The organism is Streptomyces sp. TRD_SC_5, from assembly GCF_056836825.1.
This window is the reverse complement of the sequence record NZ_JBWZZS010000001.1, coordinates 501,466-516,531: the sequence shown is the minus strand read 5'-3', so window position 1 is coordinate 516,531 and position 15,066 is coordinate 501,466. Positions and strand designations below refer to the sequence as shown.

13 protein-coding genes are annotated in these 15,066 nt (G+C 68.8%); 9 read left to right on the top strand and 4 right to left on the bottom strand.

The annotated features are described in order from the left end of the window. Positions 1–86 precede the first annotated feature (86 nt). Together argG and AC1P0E_RS02405 are read right to left on the bottom strand one after the other, a co-directional pair. Positions 87–1,532, bottom strand: coding sequence for an argininosuccinate synthase (argG, locus tag AC1P0E_RS02410; protein ID WP_482740479.1), 1,446 nt, complete (start codon positions 1,530–1,532; stop codon positions 87–89). 96 nt (positions 1,533–1,628) lie between these two features. After that, on the bottom strand, positions 1,629–2,600 hold the full coding sequence (locus AC1P0E_RS02405) for a GHMP family kinase ATP-binding protein (protein WP_482740478.1): 972 nt from the start codon (positions 2,598–2,600) through the stop codon (positions 1,629–1,631). Positions 2,601–2,818: 218 nt separating this feature from the next. Between AC1P0E_RS02405 and AC1P0E_RS02400 the strand changes: the two genes are divergently transcribed. The 9 genes from AC1P0E_RS02400 (at position 2,819) to AC1P0E_RS02360 (ending at position 12,236) form a co-directional block, all read left to right on the top strand. Then, positions 2,819–3,823: a pyridoxal-phosphate dependent enzyme gene (locus AC1P0E_RS02400; RefSeq protein WP_482740477.1), complete on the top strand. Its 1,005-nt coding sequence runs from the start codon at positions 2,819–2,821 to the stop codon at positions 3,821–3,823. Positions 3,824–3,907: 84 nt separating this feature from the next. Next, a complete protein-coding gene (locus AC1P0E_RS02395; protein ID WP_482740476.1) occupies positions 3,908–4,738 on the top strand; it encodes a Rossmann-like domain-containing protein in 831 nt (276 codons plus the stop codon). After that, entirely contained in the window at positions 4,735–6,030 is a 1,296-nt protein-coding gene (locus AC1P0E_RS02390; protein WP_482740475.1) for an MFS transporter, read from the top strand. The genes AC1P0E_RS02395 and AC1P0E_RS02390 overlap by 4 nt, the downstream gene beginning before the upstream one ends. Before the next feature lie 171 nt (positions 6,031–6,201). Then, complete coding sequence (locus tag AC1P0E_RS02385; protein ID WP_482745628.1) at positions 6,202–7,221, top strand: FecCD family ABC transporter permease; 1,020 nt, start codon at positions 6,202–6,204, stop codon at positions 7,219–7,221. A 1-nt stretch (position 7,222) separates the two neighbouring features. Next, positions 7,223–7,996: an ABC transporter ATP-binding protein gene (locus AC1P0E_RS02380; protein ID WP_482740474.1), complete on the top strand. Its 774-nt coding sequence runs from the start codon at positions 7,223–7,225 to the stop codon at positions 7,994–7,996. Positions 7,997–8,011: 15 nt separating this feature from the next. Beyond that, on the top strand, positions 8,012–9,022 hold the full coding sequence (locus AC1P0E_RS02375) for an ABC transporter substrate-binding protein (RefSeq protein WP_482740473.1): 1,011 nt from the start codon (positions 8,012–8,014) through the stop codon (positions 9,020–9,022). A 281-nt stretch (positions 9,023–9,303) separates the two neighbouring features. Next, positions 9,304–10,413: a FecCD family ABC transporter permease gene (locus AC1P0E_RS02370; RefSeq protein ID WP_482740472.1), complete on the top strand. Its 1,110-nt coding sequence runs from the start codon at positions 9,304–9,306 to the stop codon at positions 10,411–10,413. Continuing rightward, positions 10,413–11,198 carry an ABC transporter ATP-binding protein gene (locus AC1P0E_RS02365; RefSeq protein WP_482740471.1) on the top strand — a complete coding sequence of 262 codons (786 nt, stop codon included), beginning with the start codon at positions 10,413–10,415 and terminating at the stop codon, positions 11,196–11,198. Before AC1P0E_RS02370 ends, AC1P0E_RS02365 begins: the two co-directional genes overlap by 1 nt. Positions 11,199–11,213: 15 nt before the next feature. Beyond that, on the top strand, positions 11,214–12,236 hold the full coding sequence (locus AC1P0E_RS02360; RefSeq protein WP_482740470.1) for an ABC transporter substrate-binding protein: 1,023 nt from the start codon (positions 11,214–11,216) through the stop codon (positions 12,234–12,236). Between the two features lie 9 nt (positions 12,237–12,245). On the opposite strand, the gene AC1P0E_RS02355 is transcribed toward AC1P0E_RS02360, so the two are convergent. Together AC1P0E_RS02355 and AC1P0E_RS02350 are read right to left on the bottom strand one after the other, a co-directional pair. Then, a complete protein-coding gene (locus AC1P0E_RS02355; protein ID WP_482740469.1) occupies positions 12,246–13,058 on the bottom strand; it encodes a hypothetical protein in 813 nt (270 codons plus the stop codon). Between the two features lie 302 nt (positions 13,059–13,360). Continuing rightward, positions 13,361–14,806 carry a glyceraldehyde-3-phosphate dehydrogenase gene (locus tag AC1P0E_RS02350; protein ID WP_482740468.1) on the bottom strand — a complete coding sequence of 482 codons (1,446 nt, stop codon included), beginning with the start codon at positions 14,804–14,806 and terminating at the stop codon, positions 13,361–13,363. Positions 14,807–15,066 lie beyond the last annotated feature (260 nt).

The window sequence follows — 15,066 nt, the reverse complement described above, 5'->3', positions numbered from 1 at the left end:
CCGGCTCGGCGCTGTGGGCGCCGAGCCGGCCTTGTCCGCTGGTGCGTCCCCTTCGGGGGGCCGAGTCTTCCGCTCGGCGGGGCCGGTCAGTCCGTGCCGAACTCCATCGCGGCGCGGTCCAGCATCTCGTCGTCACCGGAGACCTCGCCACGGGAGGCGATGGCCTCGGCGCCGCCCTCCGGCATGGCGCCGATCAGCCCGGTCGCGGCCGCCTGGGCGGCGCCGATGGCGGGATTGGTGGTGCCGATGAGGCCGAGCCCGGCGTACTGCTCCAGCTTGGCGCGCGAGTCGGCGATGTCGAGGTTGCGCATGGTGAGCTGGCCGATCCGGTCCACCGGGCCGAACGCCGAGTCCTCGGTGCGCTCCATGGACAGCTTGTCCGGGTGGTAGCTGAACGCCGGGCCTGTGGTGTCGAGGAGCGAGTAGTCCTCACCGCGCCGCAGCCGCAGCCGCACCTCGCCGGTGACCGCCGTGCCGACCCAGCGCTGCAGCGACTCCCGGATCATCAGCGCCTGCGGGTCGAGCCAGCGGCCCTCGTACATCAGCCGGCCCAGGCGCCGTCCCTCGTTGTGGTACTGGGCGAGAGTGTCTTCGTTGTGGATCGCGTTGACGAGGCGCTCGTACGCCGCATGCAGCAGGGCCATGCCGGGCGCTTCGTAGATGCCGCGGCTCTTGGCCTCGATGATCCGGTTCTCGATCTGGTCCGACATTCCCATGCCGTGCCGGCCGCCGATGGCGTTCGCCTTCATCACCAGGTCGACGGGGGAGGCGAACTCCTCACCGTTGATCGTCACCGGACGGCCCTGGTCGAAGCCGATCGTCACGTCCTCGGCGGCGATCTCGACCGAGGGGTCCCAGAACCGCACGCCCATGATCGGCTCCACGGTCTCCACGCCCGTGTCGAGGTGCTCCAGGGTCTTGGCCTCGTGGGTGGCGCCCCAGATGTTGGCGTCGGTGGAGTACGCCTTCTCTGCGCTGTCGCGGTAGGGCAGGTCGTGGGCGAGAAGCCACTCCGACATTTCCTTGCGGCCGCCGAGCTCGGTCACGAAGTCCGCGTCGAGCCAGGGCTTGTAGATGCGCAGGTGGGGGTTGGCGAGCAGGCCGTACCGGTAGAACCGCTCGATGTCGTTGCCCTTGAACGTCGAGCCGTCGCCCCAGATCTGTACGTCGTCCTCGAGCATCGCCCGGACCAGGAGGGTGCCCGTGACGGCGCGGCCGAGGGGCGTGGTGTTGAAGTAGGCGCGCCCGCCCGAGCGGATGTGGAACGCCCCGCACGTGAGTGCGGCCAGGCCTTCCTCGACCAGCGCCGCGCGACAGTCGACCAGGCGCGCGATCTCGGCACCGTAGGTCTTCGCACGGCTGGGCACCGAGGCGATGTCGGGCTCGTCGTACTGGCCGATGTCGGCGGTGTAGGTGCACGGGACGGCGCCCTTGTCGCGCATCCACGCGACCGCGACCGAAGTGTCGAGGCCGCCCGAGAAGGCGATGCCGACGCGCTCGTCGGCGGGAAGGGAGGTGAGGACCTTAGACATAGAAAGAGTATGCATAACTTCGCATGGCCATGCAAAGGGGTTCCAGGTCCTGTGTCGCCAGGCCGAAGAATCCCGCCATGGCGTGGTGGCCCGGGATCACGCCGGAACGGGAAGGCTTGACCCCGCGTACAGGGTGTTGGGGAAACTGAGGGTCCGGTAGACGGCCACGCCGCCCGCCAGCTCCGTGCACGCCTGCGCCGCCGCGGTGACGCGGTGCGTGTACGCGGGGTCCTCGGCGTCCAGCAGTACACCCAGGGTCGTGCCGCTGTGCCCGACGACCACTCCCAGTCCGCCGACGTCGCGGCAGATCTCACGCATGGGGTCCAGGGACCACTTGTGGCGAAGTGCCTGGTTCATCAAAGCGCTGCGAGTCGCGATCCTGCCCACCTCCGCGAGGTCCCGCTTGCGAATGGCGTCGGCGAGGCCGTCCAGCAGGCGTGCGTACTCGTGTTGGTCTGCTGTCGTGAACGGCTTGGGGATGCGATTGAAGTCGACGGTGTCGACCGAGCCGCCTTCGTCGATCCCCACCACCCCCATGGCGGGCAGCGACCCGAGGACCGCGCGCAGGCGCACGGTGCGGTGGTGGAAGGCGACGATCGCCGGGTAGAGAACGCCGTCGGTCGGTTCGATGCGCGCCAGAAGCCGCTCGATCCGCGAGGCCGGCATGGGGACATTCAGGGCCTGCCCCACAGCCCGGGCGGTCGCGACCAGGTCGGCGGAGGAACTGGCCAGTCCCTTGCCCTCCGGGATCATGCTGTTGACGGTCAACAGCCCTCCTGCCGGCTGCCGCGCCTCGTCCAGGATCATGCGTGTGAGCCGGAGTGCCTTGCGCTTGTGCGACGGCCGGACCTCCACGTCACCGGATCCGGGATCTTGCCGGAAGGCGGCCATCGACCACCTGGCGACGGGCAGCGTCACCAGGAAGTCCCCGTCCTTCTCCGGCAGCACTCCCTGGAGCAGTTCGCCGAAGGTCCCGAAGGCGGTACCGACTCCCGTTCCAACTCCCTTTCCCGCCAGTCCTCGTCGCGGCGGACGATGTCGCGGCCCGACCTCCTGGGACAGCTTCACGAAACTCCTCTCGAGGGGGCGGCACCGGTCTAGGTGAAAGTGATAATCGTTTCTATCTGACCTTGCCCCCGGAGGGCAAGTCCGGCGCCACGGTCCGGCGGCCGTCACGTCAATCGGTCTTGACAATCATTTTCAGTTGGTGTGATGCTCTCGTCTCCGCCACACCCACTCCGCCTCACACCCACGCCGCCACGTAGCCGATTGACGGAGAGCCAGGTATGCACACACACATAGCCGAAGCGATCAAGAAGCCCGATCTCATATCCCTGCAGCCCGACTTGGTCTGTCTGCGGTTCGAGACGATGAAGATCTACTCGGCCCTGGGGGCAGTTCGCCATCTCCTGGAGTCCGGCGCCGTCAAAACCGGTGACACGCTCATCGACAGCTCGAGCGGCATCTATGCGCAGGCGCTGGCGCTCGCCTGCCACCGCTACGGCATGAAGTGCCACATCGTGGGCTCAACGACGGTGGACCGGACCCTTCGCGCGCAGCTGGAAATCCTCGGTGTCACGCTGGAGCAGGTCAGGCCCTCGAAGAACCTGCGCCTCGACCAGGAGCTGCGGGTGCGGCGCATCGCCGAGATCCTGGAGGCGAATCCGTCGTACCACTGGATGCGGCAGTACCACGACAGCATCCACTACTACGGCTATCGCGACGTGGCCGAAACGATCGCCCAAGAGGTGCCCTCCGGACCACTGGCCCTGGTGGGCGGGGTGGGCTCGGGGGCTTCGACCGGCGCCATCGGTACGTATCTGCGCGAGGCGGGCCGGGACGTGTCCCTGGTCGGCGTACAGCCCTTCGGCAGCGTCACCTTCGGCTCGGAGCACGTGGCGGACCCGGACATGATCATTGCCGGGATCGGCAGTGCCATCGAGTTCAAGAACGTCCGGCACGAGTTGTACGACAGGGTCCACTGGGTGAACTTCGACCACGCCATGTCCGGCGCGGTCGGTCTCCTCCAGGCCAGTGGCATCTTCGCCGGGCTGTCGACCGGAGCGGCCTACCTGGCCACCCTGTGGGAGCGCCGAAGAGACGATTCCCGTACGTACGTCTTCATCGCCGCCGACACGGGCCACCGCTACGTCGAGAGCGCCTTCACCAAGCACGCCCAGGCCCAGGACGTCGACACCCTGAAGCCGCACGAGATCACCTCGCTCCAAGAGCTGAAGCACCCCTGGTCGACCACGTCCTGGCCCGACCTGCGCGTGTCGGCCGAGAGCTGAGCACCTACGGCAACTCCGTTGCCGTGGCGCGCCGTTGGCCGAACCCATCTGACAGCACCGACAACTCCGACGAGAGAACCTCACATGCCACACCCCAAGCCGCAGACAGTCGCGGAACTGACCGACGCCGTACTGTCCGGCGCCTACGGCCCGGATCCCAGGGATCTGGCCGTCACCAGCGCGTTCTGGCTCTACCACACCACTCGGCTGGCCGGGAGCCAGGTCACGTACCACAACCACTACTTGGTGCTCCGGGTCGGGCAGTCCTTCGGCGCCTGTTCCTTCGAGGCCGGTGAACTGGCCCCCGACTTCTGCGAGAACGCCTCCGGGCACACGCTGGACACGCTGCTCCGCAACGAGTCGACGCCCGTCCGCATTGCCGCGCTCGACGCCTACCTCGGACAGGTGCAGCCGCACCGGGACGTCACGAACGCCGAGCCCGTCACACTGCCCATGGGTACGCCGGAGGTCCGGGCACGGGCCCGCGACGCCGCCATCGCCGGCCTGCTGGACATCGAGCCCGGCGCGAAGGTGGCGCTGATCGGTGTGGTCAATCCACTGGTCGCGGCGATACGCGACCGGGGCGGCGTCTGCCTGCCCTGCGACCTGAACCTGCGCACCACCCAGTGGGGCGAGCAGGTGTCCGACGACATGACCGAGGTCCTCAAGGAAGCGGACGCCGTGGTGGCCACCGGCATGACCCTCAGCAACGGCACGTTCGACCTCATCCTCGAGCACTGCCGGGAGCAGGGCGTGCCGCTGGTCGTCTACGCGCAGACCGGCAGCGCCGTCGCCCGCGCGTTCCTGCCCGCCGGGGTCACCGCCCTGAACGCCGAGCCGTTCCCCTTCTCCCAGTTCAGCGCCGACCCGACGCTCATGTACCGCTACCGCGCCGAGCGCAAGGAGGAGGTGTGAGCATCGACGCCAAGGGCCCGGCCAAGGGCCGAGAGGCCCGGGAGCCCCAGGAGGCCGAGGAGACGCTGCCGAGCGATCTGCGGATGGCCCGGACCCTGTGGCCGGTCCTTCTGGCCTCCGCGGTCGGCCTCCTGCCGTTCACCATCTTCAGTACGTACCTGGTGCCGATCGCCGACGAGGCCGGGAGCAGCGTCGCGGCGATGGGCGGACTGCGCGGACTGGGCGGCCTGGCGGCCCTGTTGGTCGGTACGGCCCTGGCGCCCTTCATCGACCGCGTGCGCAAGGAGTGGGCGGCCGCGGCAGGGCTCGTGGCGCTCGGCGCGTCGGCGGCGTTGGGTGCGAGCGGGGACTTCGTCCTGCTGGCCGTGTTCTGCCTGCTGATCGGCGCGAGTACGTCCGTACTCAACCCGGCCCTCACCGCGGCGGCCGCCGACCGCTTCGGCACGGGTATGGCCGCCGGCCGGGCGGCGACCCTCGTCACGGCGACGCAGTCCATGACCGCGATGCTCGCTGCGCCCGTCGTGGCCCTGCCCGCACTGTTCTGGGGGTGGGAGGGAGATCTCGTCGCGGTCGCCGCGGCCTCGGTCCTCCTCGGCGTGGTCTTCTTCGTGCGGGGCGGGAAGAAGGAGGCCGAGGCCGCCGGGAGCGAGCAGCGCCTGAGCTACTTCGCGTCGTTCAAGGCCCTGGGAGCGATCCGCGGCGTGGTGCCGCTGCTGCTCATCTCCTTGTTGCGTACGGCCGTGTTCATGGGCTACCTCGCCTACCTGGCGGCCTATTACGACGACCGTTTCCAGCTCGACCCCGCGCTCTTCGCGTTCGTATGGACCCTGAGCGGCGCGTCGTTCTTCGTGAGCAACCTCCTCACCGGGCGGATCACGAACGCCGGCGAACCCCGGATCAGTACCGAACGCATGCTGGCCATCGGCCTCGTCGTGGCCCTGGCTTCGGTCGTGGGCTTCTACTTCACACACTGGCTTCCGCTCGCGCTGGCGCTGACCGCGCTGCACGCGGCCAGCCACGCGATCGTGGCGGCGTGCGGCGTCAGTCTCCTCGTCCGGCGCTGCGGCTCGCTGCGCGGCTCGGCCCTGAGCCTCAACGCGGCGGGCCAGAGCCTCGGAGTCTTCGTGGGCGCTGCATTGGGCGGCGCCGGCCTCGGTCTCGCCGGCTATCCGGGCACCGCCGCCGTCTTCGGTGCCCTGGTCGTCGCCGCGCTGGGGGCCGCCGTCCTGGTGCTTCGCGCGGGCCCGGGCGAGCAGCAGCGGGAGACCGGCGGCACACCTGCGTCCTCGTAAGTGGCGTCCACCACTGAACGTGGTTCCGATTGTCGAAAGCGAAAGGCCCGCTCCATGTCCCCGCCCGCGATCTCCCCGTCGCCGGTCAGCACCGGCGCAGCCGGGTCAGCCGACGTACCCCCCGAACCCGCTCCGGGCGTGAAAGACCGACTCGCCTCCCGCAAGGGCCTGTTGATCGCCTGCGTCGTACTGGTCGCCGTCCTCCTCGCCTCCGTCGTCGTGGCCATCGGCCTGGGCTCCGCCGTGATCACGCCGGGAGAGACCGCCCGGTATTTGTGGGCGGCTCTCAGTGGCGGGCGTATCGCGGGGGACGAGGTGACGACGTATCAGATCATCTGGCAGATCCGTACGCCACGGGTGCTGCTCGCGGCGCTCGTCGGCGCCGGGCTGAGCGCGATCGGCGTCGCCATCCAGGCGATGGTGCGCAACGCGCTCGCCGACCCCTTCGTCCTGGGCGTCTCGTCGGGGGCGTCCGTGGGCGCCGTCGGCGTCACGGTCACCGGCGGCCTGGCGGCGCTGGGCATCTACGCGGTGTCCGCCGGTGCCTTCATCGGCGCCCTGGTCGCGTCGTTCCTGGTGTACGTCGCCTCCTCCAGCCGGGGCGCGCTCTCGCCGCTGCGTCTCGTCCTGACGGGCGTGGCCATGTCGCTCGGCTTCCAGGCGGTGATGAGCCTGATCATCTACTTCGCGCCGGACAGCGAGGCGACCAGCATGGTCCTGTACTGGACGATGGGCAGCTTCGGCGCCGCGACCTGGGGCGCGCTTCCGGTCGTGTCCGTGGCCGTGATTCTCGGGCTGGCCGTGCTGTACCGGTACGGCCGGGCGCTTGATCTCCTCGCCCTCGGGGACGAGACCGCCGCGAGTCTGGGCATCAGCCCCGACCGGCACCGCAAGGGCCTGCTCGTGCTCGTCTCGCTCGTGACGGGCGTGATGGTCGCCGTCAGTGGTGCCATCGCCTTCGTCGGACTGGTGATGCCCCACCTCGTGCGCATGGTCGTCGGCGCCACCCACGCCCGCGTGCTGGCCGTGGCGCCTTTGGCCGGCGCGATCTTCATGGTGTGGGTCGACCTGGTGTCCCGGACGCTGGTGGCTCCGCGTGAGCTGCCCCTGGGCGTCATCACCGCGCTCGTCGGAGTGCCGGTGTTCATCACTCTGATGCGCCGCAAGGGCTATACGTTCGGAGGCCGTTGACATGGATCTGAGACTTGACGCGCTCTCGGTGGTGACCGACGGCAAGAGCCTGGTGCGTGATCTGTCCCTGGAGGTGGAGAGCGGCCAGGTCGTGGGCCTGGTCGGACCGAACGGAAGCGGGAAGTCCACCGCCCTGCGATGCGTGTACCGCGCACTTCGCCCCAGCTCCGGCACCGTCTGGGTGGGCGAGGACGACGTCTCCCGCCTGACGATGCGCCGCAGCGCGCAAGTGGTCGCGGCCATGACTCAGGACGGCGCCGTCGAACTCGACTTCACGGTCGAAGAGGTCGTCGCGCTCGGACGCGCGCCTCACCTGCGGGGCAACCAGGCGCTCGGCCGGCGGGAGCGGGAACTGTGCGAACGGGCGATGGACCGGCTCGACATCCGTCACCTCGCCCGCCGCGGAGTGCTGACGCTGTCGGGCGGGGAGCGCCAGCGCGTTCTGCTGGCGCGCGCCCTGGTCCAGGAACCGAAGATCCTGGTGCTCGACGAGCCGACCAATCATCTCGACGTACGCCACCAGGTCCAACTGCTCTCACTCCTTCGAGGCTCCGGGCTCACCGTCCTCGTCGTACTGCACGATCTCAACCTCGCGGCGGCCGCCTGCGACCGGCTCGGGGTGCTCTCCCAAGGGCGGCTCGTGACCACCGGAACCCCCGAGGACGTTCTCACCTCGGAACTGGTCGCCGACGTGTTCGGCGTCAAGGCCAGCATCGTTTCCCACCCGCTGACGGGTGATCCCCAGCTGTTGTATTCGCTCACCTCCTCCCTGTGAAAGGCAACACCACGCATGTCCATTTCCCGATCCCCCGGCTCGGTGCGGCAGCGCGCCGCCCTCGGCTCCGCGCTCGCGGCCACGCTGCTGCTCAGCGGCTGCGGCGCCGAAGTCGACGCGGACGCCAAGGCGTCCGACAAGGTCACCGTCAAGAGATGCGGTGAGCCGGTCGCATACACGACGCCGAAGCGTGCCGTGGCCTACGAGGGCGGCAGCGCCGACAAGCTGTTCAGCCTCGGCCTGACCGAGCATGTGCACGGTTACGTGATGCCGCCCGCCAACCCGCCGGTGAGCGAATCCCCGTGGGCGTCGGAGTACGCCAAGGTGAAGATGCTCAGCGACGATCTCCTCAACAAGGAACTCGTCGTGGAAGCCAAGTCCGACTTCGTCGTGGCGGGCTGGAATTCCGGCTTCAAGGACGAGCGTGGCATCACCCCCGAAATCCTGGACAAGCTCGGTATCCAGAGCTTCATGCACACCGAGAGCTGCTTCAACTACCCCAAGTACCCCGAGAGGGCGACCCCGTTCGAGGCCCTTTACACCGACCTCGATCGGCTGGGCAAGATCTTCAAGGTCGAGGACAAAGCGGATCAGGTCGTCGGCGGCCTGAAGAAGCGCGTGGAGGCCGTCGAGGCAAAGGCGCCCAAGGGCGATCCGGTGCCGGTCTTCCTCTACGACTCGGGCACCGACCAGCCCTTCACCGCGGGCAACCAGGTGCCGCCCAACGACATCATCAAGGCCGCCGGCGGCAAGAACATCTTCGACGGGCTCGACCAGCGGTGGACCCAGGTGAACTGGGAATCCGTCGCGAAGGCCGAGCCGGAGGTCATCGCCATCCTCGACTACGGCGACCTGCCGGCCAAGAAGAAGATCGACTTTCTGAAGAAGTCGCCCCACACGAGGGAGCTGCCTGCCGTCAAGAAGAACAACTTCTTCATCCTCGACTACAACGAGGGCATCAGCGGACCGCGCAACGTCGACGGCCTGGAGAAGTTCGGGAAGTACCTGCGCGAGCTCGAAAGCTGACCGCGCCGCAACCACCGCCAGGGCCGTGCCCGCGACGGCACGGCCCTGGCCACGCGCTAAGCTGCAAGCGCCCCGCGGGGGAAGTCCGGTCGAATTCCGGCGCTGACCCGCAACGGTAGACGGAGCCCAACACGCGGCTACGTAAGCCCGATTACCCGCGGCGGTGAAGGCTCCTGTCAATTCGCCGTGGACTGCGAGAGGGTGCTGCGCAGGGCGCCCCGCGTCCCGGGCTGCTCCTTTGGTCACGTAGGTGCACGGCCCGAGGCGAAAGCGATCCGCCCGTGGCCACACCCGTCGAACGTAAGACCGCCGCGCCACCGTCCACGGCCCGTACCCGTGTCGGCCCCGCGCCGCCCAAGCGCGTGTCACTGCCCCTTCTTCTCGCCACCCTGGGCGCCGCCCTCCTGGTCTCCGTCGCCTGCGGGGCGGGCATCGGGGCGTCAGGGCTCTCCTGGGGCGAAGTACTGCGCTACCTGTGGGCCGGGCTGACCGGCGGGCCCATAGCCCCCGACCAGGTCCCGGCGTACACCATCGTCTGGGAACTGCGCTTTCCGCGAGCCGTACTGGCCGCGGTCGTCGGGGCCGGTCTGTCGGCCATCGGCGTCGCCGTGCAGGCCATGGTCCGCAACGCCCTCGCCGACCCGTTCGTCCTCGGCATCTCCTCGGGCGCGGCCGTCGGCGCCAACGCCGTCCTCCTCTTCGGAGCCTTCGGCGCGCTCGGCATCTGGGCCCTGTCCACAGCGGCCTTCCTCTCCGCGCTCCTCGCCATGACGCTGGTGTACGCGATCGCCCGCACCGCCGAGGGCCTGACCCCGCTGCGGCTCGTCCTGACGGGCACCGCGATGTACTACGGCTTCTCGGCCGTCACCACGTTCATGGTGTTCGCGGCCGAGCGTGGCGAGGCGGCCCGCTCCGCGATGATGTGGCTGCTCGGCAGCCTCGGCGGGGCCAGCTGGGCCTCCGTACCGATCGCCGCGGGAGCCGTGCTCGCGGGCCTCGTCCACCTCGCCGTGTCAGCGCGACGCCTGAACGCCCTGGCGATGGGGGACGAGACCGCGGCCGCGCTCGGAGTGGACGCGGGGAGGCTGCGCAAGGAACTGTTCCTGGTCTCGGCGGCCGTCACGGGGGCGGTGGTCGCGGTGAGCGGCGCGATCGGCTTCGTCGGCCTGATGGTCCCGCACGCCGCACGGATGGTGGTCGGCGCGGACCATCGCCGCCTGCTGGCCGTCGCACCACTTGCGGGCGCCGTCCTGCTGATCTGGGTGGACATCCTGTCACGTGTGGTGCTCGCGCCTGTCGAGCTGCCGGTGGGCGTGCTGACCGCGGTCATCGGCGTGCCGTGCTTCGTGCTGCTGATGCGCCGCCGCTCCTACACCTTCGGAGGCGCGTGATGCGGCTCGACATCGATGAACTGACGGTCGAGATCGCCGGCGCCCGGCTGGTCGAGGAGGTCACGCTGCGAGCGGGCGGCGGGCAGCTCGTCGGGCTTGTCGGGCCCAACGGGAGCGGGAAGTCCACCCTGTTGCGCTGCGTCTACCGGGCCCTGCGTCCCTCGGCCGGTACGGTCCGGCTCGACGGGGAGGACCTGCACACCATGAGCGCGCGCGAAGGCGCGCGTCGGCTGGCCGCGCTTCCCCAGGAGGCGGTCACCGAGTTCGACTTCACCGTCGCCGAGGTCGTGGCGATGGGCCGGCTGCCGCACCAGCGGTCGGTGGCACGGACCACAGTCGAGGACCGGCAGGTGTGCGAGGCCGCGCTGGTGCGGGTCGGCGCCGGCCACCTCACCGACCGTGGTTTCCTCACCCTCTCCGGCGGCGAGAAGCAGCGGGTCCTGATCGCTCGTGCGCTCGCTCAGCAGCCTCAGGTTCTGGTGCTCGACGAACCCACCAACCACCTTGACATCGCACAGCAGTTGCAAGTGCTGAATCTGGTGCGCGGCAGCGCCCTGACCGTGCTCACCGCGCTGCACGATCTCAACCTCGCCGCCGTCCACTGCGACCTGCTCTATGTCATCGACAGAGGCCGGATCGTCGCCTCCGGTGCCCCGCACGACGTGCTCACGCCGGAGCTGCTGGCCGAGGTCTTCGGCGTACGGGCGTACCGCGTACCGCATCCCGAGTCAGGCGCCGTACAGCTGCTCTTCGACCGTCTCCCCCCTACGCACCCTGCTTCGTAAGGAGCCACTGCCACCATGCCAAACCTCGTACGCCCCGCCGCCCTCGCACTCGCCGCCGCCCTGGTCCTCACCGGCTGCGGCGCGGAAGTGACCTCCCGGGGCGGAGACAACGGCGGCGCCAAGGCCGGCCGCGGCCACTATCCGGTGACCATCGAGAACTGCGGCAAGAAGGAGACCTACGACAAGGCTCCGGAGCGCGTGGTCACCAATGACGTCGGCATCACCGAGATCATGTTCGCGCTCGGACTCGAGGACCATATGGCGGGCTACGTGATGCCCGACGACAGGGGCGATCTCGACTCCGTTCCCTGGAAGGGCGGCTACCAGAAGACCAAGTGGCTGTCGAAGAAGACGATCAACAAGGAGCTCGTCCTCGACGCCCGCGCCGATCTGGTCTTCGCGGGCTGGAACTACGGCTTCAACGAGGGGGAGGGCTTCACCCCTGCCGAGCTGGACAGGGTGGGCATCGGCTCGTACCTGCTGAGCGAGTCGTGCCGCAACGGGCGCGGAAAGGCGCGCGGCGTGATGTCGCCGCTCGAAGCGCTCTACACCGATCTGCGCAACCTGGGAACGATCTTCGACGTCGAGGACCGTGCCGAAGCCCTCGTCGCGAGGTTCCAGAAGCAGGTGGCCGAAGCGCAGGCGAAGGCCCTCAAGGGCACTGACCGTCCGCGCGTCTTCCTCTATGACGACGGGCAGGACCGGCCGCTGACCTCGGGGCTGTACGCCGGGCCGCACGACATCATCACCAAGGCGGGCGGCGATCACGTCATGAAGGACCTCAAGGACAGCTGGGCGACGGTGGGCTGGGAGACCGTGGTCGAGCGTGACCCCGAGGTGATCGTGATCAACGACTACGGGGACACCAGCGCGGACCAGAAGCGGAAGTTCCTGAAGTCCTACCCGCCGCTCGCGGACGTCTCGGCCGTCAAGAACGATCGGATCGTCGTCCTCGACTACGCGGATCTGGTGGAAAGCCCGCGCAATCCGGCGGCCGTCGCCTCACTCGCCGCGGACCTGAGGAACTTTGATTTCTGACCCCGGAGTTCACTCGCCGCGACCGTGCTGAGCGTCCCGCTGCGCGTCGGCGGAGGTCACTTCGTCGTCGTGGGGCGGGGTGCGTGGGGCACGGGGCGGGCCGGGGGATGCCGGTTCGGCCGGGGGGCGCTGTCGGGCGTTGGTGTGTGTGTCCATCGCCCCGGCGTCCCCTTCCGCGTCACCGGCAGGATCGTCACGCCGGTTCTTCACTGCGGTGTAGAGGCCCCATACGGTGGCGAGGGACCCTGCTGTCAGGGCCAGCTCCAGGACCGCGCTCTTTATCCACGCCAGTGTGTCCACGAGCCAGGAAAGCGGGCCCGTGTCATCGGGCGGCGGGGCCACTGCGGCGCGAGCTGTGACGGGTGGTTCCTCGAACAGAACGGTGTCCGAGTCACGATAGTAGGAGGTCACGGTGAGAGCGAGGGCGACCTTCCCGGGTCGCTTGGCTCTTACCTCCCACATCCATGTCGCGCGGTCCTTGTTCGTCAGTACGTTCTGGCGTTCCGAGGAGAGGGGAGTGCAGGTCACTTCCGCTCCTGAGCAGTGCAGCCTCGCCCCGATCTGAGCACCGGCCCGGACCTGCGTGCCGGAATCGCCGTGCTCGGCCGACTGCCATTCGCCCAGTACCTCGGCCCGGAACCGGCGCGGTTCCTCCACCACGAGGTCGAGGGTCTTGGTGTCGGTGTGTATGAGGCGGCCTTGGAACAGCTGCCGACGGGCAGCGTCCAACTCCTCGACGTACGCCTGCTGGTTCCCCGCCACAGGGCCGGATTCAGCAGGCCGGTTCCGTAAGTAGTACGCGAAGAGGCTGAGGAGCGTCACAAGCGACAACGCGATGACCGCGGTCCACACCCGGCCGAGCCGGCTCAACGACAGGGGGCGCCATGGCTTCCGTCTTCCCACCCCCGGCGTGCCGGGCTCCGGGCTTCTCATGACCCCCCTCGAACGCGAACTGCGCTACGTGCTCGCCTGCCCAGTACTTGACCGATCGTAGTCGTCGTCCCGCACGACTGGCTCCTGGACCGGCTGGAAGCACTCGGGGTGGGAAACGTGTGCGGGGGCGGCAGCCGGTCGGAACCGGCTGCCACCCCGCCCGCCGGGCGTCGGCGGGCGGTCCGCCGAAATCAGACCACCGGGACCGGGTACGTCGGGTACTCCACCCCGGACACGTGCTGGACGACGCGGATGACCTGGCAGGAGTAGCCGAACTCGTTGTCGTACCACAGGTAGAGGATCGCGTCGTCGCCCTCGACCTTCAGGGCGCCGGCGTCGACGATCGAGGAGTGGCGCGAGCCGATGAAGTCGCTCGAGACCGCGTCGGGGGCGCTGATGAAGTCGATCTGGCGCTTGAGCGGCGAGGTCAGCGACACGTCGCGGAGGTAGTCGAGCACCTCCTCGCGGGTGGTCTCGCGCGCGAGCCGCAGATTGAGGATCGCGATCGAGACGTTCGGGACCGGGACGCGGATCGAGCTGCCGGTGATCCTTGCCTTCAGGTCCGGCAGCGCCTTGGCGACGGCGGAGGCGGCACCGGTCTCGGTGAGGACCATGTTGAGTGGCGCCGAACGGCCGCGGCGGTCGGAACTGTGGTAGTTGTCCAGCAGGTTCTGGTCGTTGGTGAACGAGTGGACGGTCTCCACGTGGCCGCGCAGCACGCCGTACTCGTCCGCCATCGCCTTCAGCGGCGGGACGATCGCGTTCGTGGTGCAGGACGCGCAGGACAGGATCTGCTCGTCCGGCTTGATCGTGTCGTGGTTGACGCCGTGCACGATGTTGGGGACGTCGCCCTTGCCCGGAGCGGTGAGGACGACCTTGTCGATGCCGGGGCGCAGGTGGTTCGACAGGCCCTCGCGGTCGCGCCACTTTCCGGTGTTGTCGATGAGGATGGCGTCCTTGATGCCGTACGCCGTGTAGTCGACCTCGGACGGGGCGTTGGCGTAGATCACCTTGATCTCGTTGCCGTTGGCGATGATCGTGCTGTTCGCCTCGTCGACGGTGATCGTGCCCTGGAACTGGCCGTGGATGGAGTCACGGCGCAGCAGCGAAGCGCGCTTGACGATGTCCTGGTCACCGCCCTTGCGGACGACGATGGCGCGCAGCCGCAGGCCGTTGCCGGAGCCGGCCTTTTCGATGAGCAGGCGGGCGACGAGGCGGCCGATGCGGCCGAACCCGTAGAGGACGACGTCGCGCGGCTCGCGGCGGTCGATCTTGTTGGCACCGGTGGCGCCGGCGACGGCCTCGGCGGTGAACTCCTCCACCGAGAGGCCGCGGGCGTCGCTCTTGTACGTCGCGGCGAGCATGCCGATGTCGATCTGGGAAGGGCCGAGATCGAGCGTGGTGAGAGCCTGCAGGAACGGCAGCGTCTCGGTGACCGAGAGTTCGCCACCGGCGATCTGCCGGGCGAATCGGTGGGTCTTGAGGATGCTGACCACCGACTTGTTCACCAAGGAGCGGCTGTGAAGAAGGACGGTGACGTCCCGCTCCCGGTGCAGCTTCCCGATGATCGGGATCATCGACTCCGCGATCTCCTCGCGGTTTTTCCAGTTGGTGAACGAGTCGTCATTGACAGTCACAGGTTTATCTTTCGAGCTAGGCGGCGCTCATATGCTAACCCAACGCGATTTTGATCACTCAATCGGTGCCGCCCGAGCGGGGTGGGCGCCACCGTGACCGGCGTAGTGGCGCCGCTGCGAGAGTGTCGCCGCTGGCTGAATCGAGTGGCTGGCCCCGGAAGGGTTTCTGTGGTCTGGACCACACGAGTGCGCCGGTCAGTGCGGTATGTGCTCGCAGTGCCCCTGAGCTGTGGCGGAGAAGCGGAATCTTTGCCGGCGGG